We start from the raw sequence: 14086 nt of genomic DNA on the forward strand, positions 1-14086 counted from the left end.
CGCGGGTCGTTGTGACGGGTTTAACATGGGAGATTGAGACGCTACTGATAGGCAGATCTGCAGGGAACGTCGATGGAGCGAAAGAGTGAGTTGGGATCTCCGCCATGCGCGAATTTTCATAGCAGTCGCAGAGGAACTTCACTTCAGTAGAGCCGCCCAAAAGCTGCATCTTGCTCAATCAGCGGTCAGCAGGACAGTTCGATGGATGGAGCAGGATCTAAAGGTAACGCTGCTGAATAGGAGTACGCGAAACGTTGCTTTGACATCCGAAGGGGCGCTTTTGTTGGACGAATGTCGCCAAATAGTTGCTCAGTTTGAACGGTCAATCAAACGCACGCGATCGATTGCAACCGGCTTTGCTGGCGAAATAGACCTCGGCTGCAATGATTTCTCATTCATGGCTGAGTTGCCGGTTATCGTTCCACTGTTTCGCCGACGTTTCCCTGATATCACTATACGGCTACACGAGGGAGAACGCTCACAGCAACTCGACGATCTTGCAACTGGAAAACTAGACATCGCCTTCATAATGGGGCCCGTCGATCAATTGAACAACTTCAGAAATACGCTAACTACAGCGAAATATCCTCTGACGGTGCTAATTAAAAACAATCATCGGCTTACAAAGAAAAAAACGCTAACCATTAGAGACTTGGCCGACGAACCATTCATATTCGGCAGCAGGCCTGGGTGGAATACGTATAGAAGCTTCATGGACGTGCTGTTTTCTGATATACAATTTGTTCCAAGGATCACCCAGGAGGTCTATGGAAGTATTGGCATTTTTGGGCTAGTTGCATCTGGGTTGGGTGTCTCGATTTACCCAGACTGTCGTGCCCCTATCCAGTACCAAAACCTGGTCGTAAGGCCTCTGGTTGATGTAGATAGGCAAGTCGAGACCACAGCCGTGTGGTATCCGAAGACACTCACGCGCGCCGCCTCTCACTTTGTCAGCTTCGTTCAGGAGTATTGCGCGAGTGTTCCCGCGACATAGCATCGACGAATCTATCTCTGCTGGGGACGTCGTCAACTGGCTCCGAAACCTCTGCATGGCGGTGGATGTTCATGTCCAGGCCGCACAACGCGATGAATCAAGCATCGCGCCCACGTCGTCTGGGGCGGTCCACACCAGTAACTCCATTGGCTGCACAAAGCGTGGCAATAAACCTCGACCCCCCCTCACGGTCCCCAAGAGCCTGGGATTCACGCCTTACCCGCCGATTAATGCGTGGGAGCATAAATCTATGCGAAACTGATATTTGTAGAGCAACAACATCGGGCATATCGTTTTTTCAAGCTCGCCAGGCAAAAAGGCGGCGTGGTCACGTAGTGGCTCAACGACAGCGTTCAACAAGGGGAACTTGCAGATGCTAACTCGCCGATCAGTCCTAATTATGGGTGCCGCTTCGATTGCCGCGGGCCCGACGTTGCTCTGGTCTGCACGGGCCGCCACGCCGAAAAGCATCGTCGTGATGGCAATGGCCATTGACGACATCATCGGTGGCTTTGACCCAGCTGAAGCCTATGAACTTTCAAACTTCGAGATTTGCGGCAATATTTACCGGTCGTTGGTGACGGTCGATCCGGCCGATTCCACGAAGCTGGTCGGGGATCTGGCCGAGAAGTGGGAGATATCGAAGGATGGTCTCGCCATGACATTCCATCTCCGCAAGGATGTAGTGTTCTCGACCGGCAACCCGCTTACATCGGAAGATGTCATCTTCAGCCTGCATCGCGTGATAAAGCTGAACAAGGCTGTCGGTTACCTCCTGACCCAGTTCGGGTGGACCACAAGCAACATGGACCAGCTGATCAAGGCGACCGATAAATACACGGTCGTGTTGACGCTGCCTGTTTTGCAGGCAAGCGGCATCGTCCTCTCCTGCCTGGCTGGGCTGCCGGGTAGCATCGTGGACAAGACCGGAACGCTGGCCCATGAAGTGGACGGCGATCTCGGCAACGCCTGGCTGAAGACGCATTCCGCCGGCTCCGGCCCCTACCGATTGGTGGAGTGGCTGGCTAGCGACCGCGTCGTGCTCGAGGCGAACCCGCATACGGCCGTTGCACCGAAGATCCCACGCTTGGTCATCCGCCACGTTGCCGATCCGGCGTCTCAGCTTCTGCTGCTTAAGAAGGGCGACATCGATATCGCGCGAAACCTGGGCTCGGATCAGCTCAAGTCGATCAGCGGCGAGGTTGGGCTCACCGTAGACCAGGCCGATAGCCTGACCCTGATCTACATGGTGATGAATATGGCATTGCCGCAATTTCAGAAACAAGAGGTCCGGCAGGCCATCAAATGGGCCGTCGACTACGAGGCGATCGCCCAGAATATTACCCCAAAGCTGTGGAATGCGTGGCAGTCGTTCCTGCCCAAAGGTACCCCGGGCGCCATAACTGACCTGCCGTTTAAGAAAGATGTTGCAAAGGCCAAAGAGTTGCTCGCAAAAGGCGGCTACCCTGACGGGTTCTCAGTCACCATTGACCACCCTAACAGCTGGCCTTACGCGGACGTCGCACAGGCGATCCAGGCGGATCTCGCTGCGATCGGCGTCAAGGCTTCGCTGCTCGCCGGCGAGGCAAGCCAGGTGTTTGGCAAGATGCGTGCTCGGAAGCATGAGATGGGTATCGGCTATTGGGCAGGCGACTATGTCGACCCGAACGGCAATGCGGTGCCGTTCTGCTCCGATGCTGACGATTCCGACAGCACCACCTCGAAGACCGCTGCATGGCGTAGCCATTTTGCCGATTCGGAACTGACTGCGTCAGTCGCGGCGGCTGCCCAGGAACTTGACGAAGGCAAGCGCCTGACCATGTACACAGACGTCCAGAAGAAATGGAACGAGCGCTCGCCGTTCGCATTCCTGCTCCAACAGGTCGGGGTTGCGGTCGTACAAAGCAATGTGACCGGCCTTACCCTCGGTCTGGCGGCGAATTTCACGCGCTACACGGAATTGGCCAAGACATGAGCCAGTCCAGTTCTCCTACAGTGTCGGGGGCGCCGGTAAGGTTCAATCGAATTGCGGGCCGGCTGCGGAAGTCAGTCTCCAACCTGGGCGATGTCATAGTCACGCTGTTCGGATTGGTGGTCGTGACGTTCCTGATTGGCCGTACGATGCCAATCGATCCGGTCATAGCGATCGTTGGCGACAAGGCACCGCCTGACGTTGTGGCGCGGGTAAGGCTGGAATTAGGCCTCGACAAGCCACTTGTCGAGCAGTTCTGGATCTACCTGCAACACCTGTTTCAAGGGGACCTCGGCCGGTCCGTGATGACCGGCCAGCCCGTGACGGCTGACATTCTGCATTTCTTTCCGGCGACGTTGGAACTGGCGACCTGCGCAATGCTGGTCGCACTCGTCGTCGGAGTTCCTCTAGGCGTGCTGGCCGCTGCCCGCCAGGGCTCTCATTTCGACAGTGCGGTGAGGATCATCAGCCTCGTCGGTCAATCCGTGCCGATCTTCGTGCTGGCGCTGATTGTCCTGCTGGTGTTTTACGTCAAACTTGGCCTGGCACCCGGGACGGGCCAGCAGGATGTGGTCTTTCAAGGCATGGTCCCAGACCGGACCGGTATGGTGGTGGTTGACGCCGCCCTGGACGGTCAATGGGACGCGTTTTGGGATGCTTTGGCACATCTGGCAATGCCGGCGTTGCTCCTGGCCTACTATACGATGTCGATCATTACCCGCATGACCCGGACGTTCATGCTCGATGCGCTCGGCGGGGAGTACATTATTGCGGCGCGTGCCAAAGGTCTATCAGGTTCGCGAATTCTTTGGCGCCATGGCTTCGGCAACATCATGGCGAGGCTCGTGCCGGTAATCGCGCTGACCTTTGCTGGCCTGCTCGAGGGAGCCGTGCTGACGGAGACGGTATACTCTTGGCCCGGCATTGGCCTCTATCTCACACGCTCGCTGCTAAATGCCGATATGAACGCGGTGCTCGGGGCCACACTGGTCATCGGAACCATCTATGTCGCTCTGAACCTTTTGGCCGATATCATCCAGCGCCTGCTCGACCCCCGGGTGACGGAGGAGATCGGATGAGCAATTCAGCTGTATTGGGCCTATCAAGCTCGATCCGCTCCTACCTGCTGAGTGAAGCCCCCAGTTCACGCCGCCAAGCGGCCTGGGGCGGCGCCTGTCGGCGTTGGCTGCAACTGCGCCGGAACAAGTTGGCGATGACCGGCCTCGTCACGGTCATTGTACTCGTCGCTGCCGCGCTTGCTGCTCCGCTGCTGGCCACACATGCCCCTGGCGCTCAGGATCTCACCCAAAGGCTGCAGCCGCCGTCGGCTCAGCATTGGCTCGGCACTGATGAACTGGGACGCGATCTCTATTCTCGTGTGCTCTACGGCGGCAGAGTGACGCTAGGGATGGTTGTAGCGGTGGTGCTTTTGGTCGCACCGCTTGGTCTGGCCGTCGGGACGATCGCGGGTTACGCCGGCGGCATCACCGATCGCATCTTGATGCGCATCACCGACATCTTCTTGGCATTTCCCCGTCTGGTTCTGGCGCTCGCATTCGTTGCGGCATTGGGACCTGGGGTGACCAGTGCCGTCATCGCGGTTGCTCTGACCGCGTGGCCGCCGTTTGCGTTGCTCTCACGTTCGGAGACACTGGCAATTCGCCGTGCCGACTATATCGCGGTGGTGAGGCTCATGGGTGCGTCTCCCAGCCGGATTATTATAAGGCACATTGCTCCCTTGTGTGTTTCCTCCCTGATTGTGCGCGTCGCGCTCGACATGAGCGGGATCATCATGACGGCGGCCGGCCTCGGGTTCCTCGGCATGGGAGCTCAACCTCCCATGCCGGAGTGGGGCACAATGATCGCGACGACTCGCGGCTTCATCCTCGACCAGTGGTGGGTCCCGACCATACCCGGCGTCGCCATCCTTGTGGCTTCGCTTGCCTTCAACCTCCTTGGAGACGGATTGCGCGACGTGCTCGACCCGAAGCAGGAATAGTCATGCAGATCGACATGCAAAATCTTCGAGTGTCGTTTGCGTCGCCGCAGGGCCCGGTTGAGGCGGTAAGGGGGGTCTCTTTGACCATGGGCCAGGAAAAGCTCGGCATCGTTGGCGAGAGCGGCTCCGGCAAGTCCCTGACGGCGCGCTCGTGTCTCAAGCTGCTTCCCAGGCAAGCCAAGCTTTCTGCCGATCGTCTCACGTTCGACGGTATCGATGTGCTCCACGCCAGCGAGAGCACGATGCGGCGCCTCCGCGGCAAACGGGCTGGGCTGATCATGCAAGACCCCAAGTTCTCGCTGAACCCGGTGATGACGGCTGGCTCGCAGATCGCAGAGGCCTGGAGGGCCCATCGTGGCGGCAGCCACCGCCTGGCCCAGGAAGCAGCCGTCGATCTTCTGGGCCAGGTGCAGATTCGCGACCCGAGGCGGGTTGCCGAATCTTACCCGCACGAGCTCTCCGGTGGAATGGGCCAACGGGTGATGATCGCCATGATGCTGGCGCCCGATCCGGAGCTGTTGATCGCCGACGAGCCGACCTCAGCGCTCGACGCCACAGTCCAGGCCGAGATATTGCGGCTGATCGAGGATCTCGTCTCGCGTCGTGGCATGGGCCTGGTTCTCATCAGCCACGACCTGCCGCTGGTATCTCACTTCTGCGACCGTGTGCTGGTCATGTATGCGGGCCGTGTTGTCGAAGAATTGCGGGCCGCCGACCTTAACCGTGCAAGGCACCCCTACACCCGCGGCCTGCTTGGTTGCCTGCCATCGCTGATCCACCCAACTGCACGATTGAAAGTGATGGAAAGGGATGAAGCTTGGCATGTCTGAAGGCCCGACAGGCCGACTCGTTGTCCGACATAGATAAAGTACTGGATCGGTTGCCAAATACACAGCCAGCAGCCTCTACCCGGTACTGGGGTTCGGCCAACCCCACAGCACTAGCCTGCCCGATCTTCCGCTGAAGGACGGCGCGCATAGTTCAGACCGCAAAGACGCGACCAGCCTCATGGTTTGAGGGAGTGGCTGCAGCGGTGTGGGGAAGCGCGTCTTGTCCCGTCACCCAATAGCGCACTTCCCAAGAGGCTTTCTTAAATGCTCGCAGACAAGATTTTCCGTAACGGAGTGATCGTAACGGTCGATCCACACCAACCGCGGGCGGAGGCCATTGCAGTTCGGGAGGGCCATATCCTGGCCGTTGGAAGTTGGGATTCGGTGTCGCCGCTACAAGGAAGTTCGACTGAAATCATAGACCTGAAGGGCAACACCCTGCTTCCAGGGTTTGTCGAAGCCCATGCTCACCCGCTCATGAGCGGAATTGCATGGGGAGACCCTGTAATCGACATTCGAGCCGTTCATACACCCACCTATGAGGCGGCAATTGCCAAGATGAAGCGTAGGGCTGCCAAGGCGAAGCCGGGAGAAATCCTATGGTTCCTCGGACTCGATCCTCAGCTGCACGTCGGCATGCGCGAGCCATCCGTCCAAGAGCTTGATGACATCTCGACCACGAACCCGATCGTGGTCCAGACATCCAACACTCACGCAGGGTATTTGAATACTGCCGCTCTTGCCGCCTTTGGCATAGACGGCAATTACGTCCCTCCAATGGGAGGACAGGTTCATCGTGACGAAACGGGAGCGTTATGGAAGTTTGAAGAACTAGCCATATGGGCAATCAGCCTTCAGTTTTTCGACACGTGTGATGATACTCGAAACAAGAAGGTTATGACCGAGTGGCTGAATATGTTCGCTCGCGCCGGATATACGACCAGCTCTGAAATCTTCGTGGCCCCTCATCAGACCCCCTATTTCGAACGGGTTTTGCGCGGGCAGGAGCAGCCTATTCGAGTGTTCGGCTACGAACACGAAGCTCCGGATCTAAAGATGTCCGTCAGACCGGACAATGGAGACGACCTTTGGAACATCAGAGGCCTGAAAATTCAGGCTGACGGCTCTGTCCTGGTGGGGAACGTCTGGGTCAGCAGACCTTACCTCAACACCAAAATGACACGCACGAATATGGGCCTTCCCGAAGATAACGTCGGGCATATGAATTATACCCATGATGAGCTTTTGCGCATGATGTCCAGCTACGCTCTCGACGGTTGGCAGATCGCTGTGCACGCCCATGGCGATCTGACTATCGACGCTGTGCTCAATGTCTTCGAAGAAGTCTTAGCGACTTTCCCGCAGGCAGCGAAGCCGTTCCGCTTGGAGCATTGCGGGATCATGCGTTCCGATCAAATCGAGCGAGCGGTTAAACTTGGCGTGTCCTGCAGCTTCTTCCTTCCCTATATCTACTATTGGGGCGATGCGCTGCACGATAACCTGCTGGGGCCTGATCGGGCCGCCCGCTTTGCCCCGTCAGGGGAAGCCCTTCAAAAGGGTATGCGAGTGTCGCATCACTGCGATTCGCCCATGACTTGGCCGAACGCCCTCCTTTGCCTTTATCTGGCCACCACGCGGAAGAGTAGCTCGGGGCGCGTCCTGGGGCCCGACCAGAGGATGACTATTGACGAGGCAATCTGTGCCATCACGCTTGATGCTGCCTATCAATTGAGGATGGAAGACAAGATCGGCAGTTTGGCGGCCGGCAAATATGCTGACTTCGTGATCCTAGACGGCAACATCCTCACCCGAGACCCCGACGATCTTTTAAATGCCAAAATCCTTGGAACGTACCTTGGAGGCCGCTCCGTATGGAGTGAGTTGTAGAATGTCTACGCAGGTCTTGCCAGTTCCCGTGACTATCATCTCCGGCTTTCTTGGCGCGGGGAAAACCACACTACTGAATCGTGTACTGACCGACAGCGATCAGAAGATTGGCGTTTTGGTCAATGATTTTGCGTCGATCAATATCGACGCGGCGCTGATCGAGAACACCCAACCCGATCGAATAGCACTCACCAATGGGTGTGTATGCTGTACGATCCAGGACGACCTGATCGCCTCTGCACTGAAACTTATTGAGAATTCGCCATTCCTCGACAGGATTATCGTCGAAACCAGCGGCATTTCGCTGCCATCTTCTGTCGCATCAGCGTTCCAGATGTCTCCCGTCAAGGATCGCTTTGTTATCGACAGAATCTTTTGCCTGGTTGATGCAGCCGAGTTTCTAGACCTGGACTACGAATCGACGGAAATCGCCATCGATCAGGCGGCGGCTTCCGACATTCTCTTCTTGAACAAATGCGACCTGGTCAGTGTCACGGTCCTGGACGGCATCGAGCAAATGCTGTGGCGGGCTCTACCGGCGATGAGGATCGTCCGCACCCTCAACGCCGAAATTCCCTGGTCCATTCTTCTTGAGCCCGCCTTCGAGCATGATCTCCCGCAGGATGCGGCCGTGGTAGCGGCTTTGAAGAAGCCGCATCGGCATGATGTAAGTCAGTTTTCTTTCTGGTCCTGGTCCTCCAACCAGCCGGTGTCCGAGGCAGCATTCCGGGCGGCGATCGAATCCCTGTCCGCGGGCATAATGCGGGCTAAGGGAATTGTGTACTTTGCCGGGTGCCCTGAAGAACGTGCAATCCTTCAGCTGGTTGGTAGGCGCGCAAGCTTAGACGTGCAGCCGTATTCGGGTGATCGTCGCGAGAGCGCGGTTGTGATGATTGGACGCGCAGGAATGTTGGAACCGACCGAATTGGACCTCCTGTTTGCAGGCGTGACGGAACCGGTCGTGGAATACGCTCGTGAGGGCCACAGGGCGGTGACAGCTTGATGGGTAACGTCTCCGTGCATAGGCGCTCAACGGCGATCGACCACGGAGAGACTCGCGACGGAGATCGAAAGGGAATGAGATGGCGCGCCTGATGATCGAGGCCGATGGACTGGCGGTGCGCTTCGGCCGAGTCGAAGCGGTCAAATCCGCTTCGTTCAAAGTGGAGGAGGGATCCAGCTTTGGGCTGGTCGGCGAGAGCGGCTCGGGTAAGTCGACGGTGCTACGCGCCGTGGCAGGCCTCAACCCGAACTGGACCGGCCGTCTCCGCATTGCGGGCGAAAACCAGATGCCCAAACGCAGCAAGGACTTTTTCCGCCGGGTCCAGATGGTGTTCCAGGACCCCTATGGGTCGCTCCATCCTCGACAGACTATCGACCGGATTCTGAGCGAACCCCTTCTCGTACATGGCCTCGACAATGTCGAGACTCGCATGCGTCGGGCGCTCGATGAGGTTCTGCTGCCCTCAGCGGTACGCTTCCGCTATCCACACCAGCTTTCCGGGGGGCAAAGGCAACGGGTGGCGATCGCGCGTGCTCTGATTTCGGAACCGGAAGTCTTGCTGCTGGATGAGCCTACTTCGGCTCTGGATGTGTCAGTACAGGCCGAGGTGCTGAACTTGATCAGCGACTTACGCCAGGCACGAAGTCTAACGTACATCACGGTTGGCCATAACCTCGCTGTGGTCGCGCACCTGTGTCAATCGATCGGCGTTATGCAAAACGGCGAGATTGTTGAGACCGTCACCACTCAAGCCCTGCGAGCCGGCAACGTCTTCCATCCCCATACGGCGGAGCTTCGAAGGCTCAACGTCGAACTTGAAGAGGCCGAGCCCATCGCGGACAACGGCCCCGGGGCGAAGGTCCTAAAAATGCGCTAAGCGCGCCAGCAACGCAGGGCAGGGGGCTTGCGGCAACCACTTTTTGAACTCGGTACAGATTTGGTGATCTGGTCTCCGGTCTACCACAACAAAGGCAAGCCAAAAATGTCACAGACAATCGAAAGACCTTCTAACTTCCAAAACGACCAACAGATGAACGCCCGTGTTGACCTTGCGGCAGCGCACCGAGAGGCGGTCAACGACGGGTTTGTCGAGAGCATCGACAATCACTTCACGCTTTCGGTGCCGGGCCACCCGGATCGGTTTTATCTCAATGGATATGGGCTGCATTGGTCAGAAGTGAAGGCTTCAAACTTGATTGAGGTTTCCCTTAAAGGTCAAGTCCTCAGGGGCGACGGGGTCGCCAACCTCTCGGCCGTCTGCATCCATGCTCCCATGCATCGGCGTGGCAGAGCATGTGTGCTCCATACCCACATGCCCTATGCGACGGCGCTGACCCAGCTGGAAGACATGCGCCTCGAACCGTCAAGCCAGAATGCTATGATCCTGCATGACATGATCGCCTACGATTATGATTATCAAGGCTTCGCGGACAAGCAGGACGAAGGCGAGCGGATGGCCGATGTGCTTGGAGACAAGCATATCCTTTTCCTTGCCAATCATGGCGTCGTTTCCACCGGCGAGTCTGTCAGCGAGGCTTATCATCGCCTTTATTTTCTGGAACGCGCGGCGACGACCCAACTGATCGCAATGGCTGCAGGAAAGCGCCGATTGATCTCCCAAGCCGTCTTGGAGAAAACGCGGAGCATTCTGCAATCGGCTAAGGCCGAATTTCGGGCCGATGCGGACCTGTATTTCGAAGCGGTCAAGCGGGTCTTGAGCGCGCAGCGGTCGGATTACGCTGGCTGAGAAGTGCCCGCTTTATAGCCTTATCAATCGTCTTCGTGCCTCAGACGGGTTTTCCTCTTTGCCGCAGCAGGACTTCAAGGGATGCAAGTGCCCAAGAAAAAGGTCGTTGTCGTCTACGCAGACGACACCGGCGCGCCGCCGCCATCTCTGCGAGAGAGCGGCAAGGTGGCAACGGTCTGTATCACAAGCGATACAGAGTACGCCAAGAACGAGCTGCGAGACGCCGGCGCGATCTTCCTTTGGGATAACTCGATCCCGATCGATCGCTTTTCGCCTCTCCCACCGTGCCTGAAGTGGATCCATGTCGGCGGCCTTGGCGTCGACAGCGTGGTTACGCCGGATGTCGTGAAGTCGGAGATCATTGTCACAAATACGCGCGGGATATTCGAGTATCCAGTCGCTGAGTACGTCCTCGGCATCATGCTCATGATCGCCAAGGATTTTCGAAAGACGATAGAATTTCAGCGGGTTAAGGAGTGGAACCGGCGACAGACGGCAAGTCTCCGGGGCCACACGGCGGTGCTAATTGGCCCTGGCGGGATCGGCCGCGAGGTGTTCACCTTGCTTCGACTCAATGGGGTGAAGGTCGTTCCGGTGGGGCGGCGGGCAGTCGAAGATGACCCAGTGTTTGGCAGGGTTCACGCGGTCGAAGAGTTGAAAGACCTTCTCCCTGTCGCGGATACGGTTGTGCTGTCTTTGCCACTTACGACCGAGACCAGCCGCATTATGAATGAGACCCGTTTTAGCCAGATGAAACGGGGGGCATGTTTGATCAACGTCGGCCGTGGCGGCCTGGTGGAGGAACCTGCCTTGGTCAAGGCGCTGGAAACCGGCCACGTTGGCAACGCGGCGCTGGACGTGTTCACCACGGAGCCGCTCCCGAAGGATCACCCATTTTGGTGCATGGATCAGGTGTTTGTATCACCGCACATCTCGGCCGATCTCTACGGATGTGAAGATCTAACGGTCGCCAGTTTCGTGGAGAACCTGGAGAGGTGGGTCAAAGGAAGGCCACTAGAGAACGTGGTCGACAAGGCGGCCCGTAGCGGCTGATACGCCTGCCAGACTACGCGTTGCCTTAACCATCGGACGCCCAACGGAGCAGAAAATCATGAAATTCACCCACAGATTGTCGATCGTCGACTCCCATACCGCGGGCGAGCCAAGCCGATTCGTTGTTTCGGGATTTCCAAGGATCCCAGGAGAAACCATGGCTGAGCGCATGCGCAGCATAATCAATGACTTTGACTGGATCCGGCGGGTGACTATGAACGAACCCCGGGGCCACCGAGACATGTTCGGCGGCGTTGTCTTACCCCCCGTGAATCCGACATCGCATGCGGGCGTGGTCTACATGGACGGCGGCCAATTCTACAATATGTGCGGACACGCATCGCTGGGGCTTTGCGGGATGCTGGTGGAGACCGGGCAGGTTCCTCGAACAGGACGCAAGACGGAGGTCAGGATCGACACGCCGGCCGGGCTCGTTGTTGGTTCGGTCACAACCAACGATATCGGGGATTTGGAGGCGGTTTCCCTCATCGACGTTGCCTCTTTCGTGTTTGCGGTGGATCAGTACGTAGAGGTTCCGGAGTACGGTCGAGTCCGTGCCGACTTCGGCTATGGCGGCAATATTTTTGTAATCGCTGAGGCGGGTGACCTGGGCTTCCAGTCAATAGACCCGGAACACACCACGGACCTGATTAAGGCCGGTGTGGCACTGCGCGCGGCGGCGCGGCAGCAGTTCCAATTCCAGCACCCTGAGCAGCCCCATATTAACGGGATTGACCTCGCGATGTTGACGGCCCCGGCATCAGGCCCTGAAACGGATGCCCGTAACATCGTCATCCTGGGCCAGGCACAAGCTGACAGATCGCCTTGCGGCACCGGCACCTGTGCGCGCATGGCAGTGGAGCACGCGAAGGGGAGACTCGGAATTCAAGAGCGCTTCAGACACGAAAGCTCTATCCGGACTTTCTTCGATGCCCGTATCCTCGCAACAACGAAAGTAGGCGCACTACCCGCGGTCGTACCGGAAATCAGTTGTCGACCATTTCTAACCGGGTTCAGCGAGTTCGTCGTCGATCCAGACGATCCATTGGGAGCCGGCTTTATGCTTGCGTAACGCGGCAACGTGCTCTTAGGATTTCCAAGGAGCGGTCACGTTCATCGTGGCCGCACATCTAATATTGAACCCGACGATGCCACAACGCCGGCGAGCTGACTTCTTCGGCGATCTGCCAGCCTCGCCGAGGTGACCGCCTTAGCCGGGTTCTGGGCAGCCGTCCGCGACTGCCATGTAGTCGGGCACGTTGCCATCCCCACCCCTCACAGACCGGACGGGCGGGAAAGTCGCCCGCACGATCTGTGAGGGCGAATGCTGAATGGCTGAGCTATTCGACTAGACCTCTTAGCTCTTAGCTAAGACGTCGGGCACCCGACACTCCTGTCGGGTTTGTCCCGTGAGCGACCCGGGGCCGCTCGACTTGGTTTCCCCATATCACGATTTAAGTCGTTGAAAAACATGTAAGGTATTTTCCTGAAGCGTTTTCCTGCGCAGTTGGTACGACTTTCGCGATTACCTCGTAACGAGAGTTACCGATATCGTGATTGATGAAACGAAGGAAGCCGCAGTTCCGAGGATTTGAACTACATGTCCGCTGGGCCAGCTTTAATCCGGCCCCCAGTTTGCAAACTGGCACTTTCGAGTCGGCCGATGGCCTCCGGCCTGCGGCGGCAATCCGGCACCGTTGCCGGTCTGATGCAAATCTGTATGGCGCGCGCTGCCGCCAAAGCTTCGGCCGATTCGCTGGGAGCCAGTCGATTGACACGCCACTCGAACCCAAGTCTACGCACCGAAGTAAAAATATGAAATTAACTAGCAATAGAGAAAGGGGATCGAACATGGATAGCGACTTTATCTATGACGAGCATTGGGCGTCCAACTATGAGAAATTTGCCCTCATACATGGTAGAATCGCAGAGGTAGACCAGACCGTGACCTTTCTTCACGACTATTCTAACGGCGGGAGCGCGCTTGAGCTTGGTATTGGCGAAGGACGCGTGGCCGTGCCGTTGAGTCAGCGCGGCGTCAAAGTCGAAGGCATCGACAACTCGGACAACATGTTGGAACTTCTCGCCAAGCGCAATGAGATGATTAAGGCTTGGAAGGGGAACATCGCCGGGTTCAGATCAGAACAACGCTACAATCTGGTGTATTGTGTCTATAATACGTTCCAGCTTCTCTTCACGCGCGAAGCTCAATTGGCTTGCCTCCGATCTGCCGCAGAGGCACTAGAGGACCAGGGAATTCTGGTGATAGAATTCGATGTGCCGGCCTTGGAAGGTTTCGTGAATGGCCAGAAAACTACTACGGTGTTCGTGGATCGTGAGAACACGATTCTCAATGCGCACATCCACGATCCACTGAACCAGACCTTGGTTTCAAGCCTCCTCTGGTTTTCTGGCACATCGATCACCCGTTTACCATATCGCGCTCGTTACGTTTACCCTCACGAACTCGACACCATGGCCGAGTGCGTAGGGCTGGAGCTCGCGGAACGTTGGGGAGATTGGGAGAGAGGTGCGTTCACCGAAGGGTCCAAACGTCATGTCTCGGTTTACCGCCGAACCAGCCTATAGTCCGGGACCTTT

At 57.4% G+C, this 14086-nt stretch carries 12 protein-coding genes; all 12 read left to right on the plus strand.

Annotated elements, in window-relative coordinates; translation table 11 throughout:
* Window positions 1–85: 85 nt before the first annotated feature.
* The 12 genes from NKJ11_RS01865 (at window position 86) to NKJ11_RS01920 (ending at window position 14074) form a co-directional block, all read left to right on the plus strand.
* Complete coding sequence (locus NKJ11_RS01865) at window positions 86–994, plus strand: LysR family transcriptional regulator (protein ID WP_352792576.1); 909 nt, start codon at window positions 86–88, stop codon at window positions 992–994.
* 400 nt (window positions 995–1394) lie between these two features.
* Window positions 1395–2969 (plus strand): ABC transporter substrate-binding protein, encoded by a 1575-nt coding sequence (locus NKJ11_RS01870; RefSeq protein WP_352792578.1) that lies wholly within the window; start codon window positions 1395–1397, stop codon window positions 2967–2969.
* 50 nt (window positions 2970–3019) lie between these two features.
* Window positions 3020–4045, plus strand: coding sequence for an ABC transporter permease (locus tag NKJ11_RS01875; protein ID WP_352792617.1), 1026 nt, complete (start codon window positions 3020–3022; stop codon window positions 4043–4045).
* Window positions 4042–4965, plus strand: coding sequence for an ABC transporter permease (locus tag NKJ11_RS01880; protein WP_352792579.1), 924 nt, complete (start codon window positions 4042–4044; stop codon window positions 4963–4965). The genes NKJ11_RS01875 and NKJ11_RS01880 overlap by 4 nt, the downstream gene beginning before the upstream one ends.
* 2 nt (window positions 4966–4967) lie before the next feature.
* Complete coding sequence (locus NKJ11_RS01885; protein ID WP_352792580.1) at window positions 4968–5795, plus strand: ABC transporter ATP-binding protein; 828 nt, start codon at window positions 4968–4970, stop codon at window positions 5793–5795.
* A gap of 264 nt (window positions 5796–6059) precedes the next feature.
* Window positions 6060–7682 (plus strand): amidohydrolase, encoded by a 1623-nt coding sequence (locus NKJ11_RS01890; protein ID WP_352792581.1) that lies wholly within the window; start codon window positions 6060–6062, stop codon window positions 7680–7682.
* 1 nt (window position 7683) lies between these two features.
* Entirely contained in the window at window positions 7684–8685 is a 1002-nt protein-coding gene (locus tag NKJ11_RS01895) for a CobW family GTP-binding protein (RefSeq protein WP_352792582.1), read from the plus strand.
* A gap of 91 nt (window positions 8686–8776) precedes the next feature.
* Entirely contained in the window at window positions 8777–9562 is a 786-nt protein-coding gene (locus tag NKJ11_RS01900; protein ID WP_352792618.1) for an ABC transporter ATP-binding protein, read from the plus strand.
* Between the two features lie 27 nt (window positions 9563–9589).
* The gene (locus NKJ11_RS01905) at window positions 9590–10432 is read left to right on the plus strand and encodes a class II aldolase/adducin family protein (RefSeq protein WP_352792583.1); all 843 of its coding nucleotides are present in this window, start codon (window positions 9590–9592) and stop codon (window positions 10430–10432) included.
* An 81-nt stretch (window positions 10433–10513) separates the two neighbouring features.
* Entirely contained in the window at window positions 10514–11485 is a 972-nt protein-coding gene (locus tag NKJ11_RS01910) for a D-2-hydroxyacid dehydrogenase (protein ID WP_352792584.1), read from the plus strand.
* A 58-nt stretch (window positions 11486–11543) separates the two neighbouring features.
* Window positions 11544–12557: a proline racemase family protein gene (locus NKJ11_RS01915; RefSeq protein ID WP_352792585.1), complete on the plus strand. Its 1014-nt coding sequence runs from the start codon at window positions 11544–11546 to the stop codon at window positions 12555–12557.
* 779 nt (window positions 12558–13336) lie between these two features.
* The gene (locus NKJ11_RS01920; RefSeq protein ID WP_352792587.1) at window positions 13337–14074 is read left to right on the plus strand and encodes a class I SAM-dependent DNA methyltransferase; all 738 of its coding nucleotides are present in this window, start codon (window positions 13337–13339) and stop codon (window positions 14072–14074) included.
* Window positions 14075–14086: the final 12 nt, after the last annotated feature.

Source organism: Mesorhizobium sp. M0243, assembly GCF_040321775.1.
GTDB lineage: Bacteria > Pseudomonadota > Alphaproteobacteria > Rhizobiales > Rhizobiaceae > Mesorhizobium.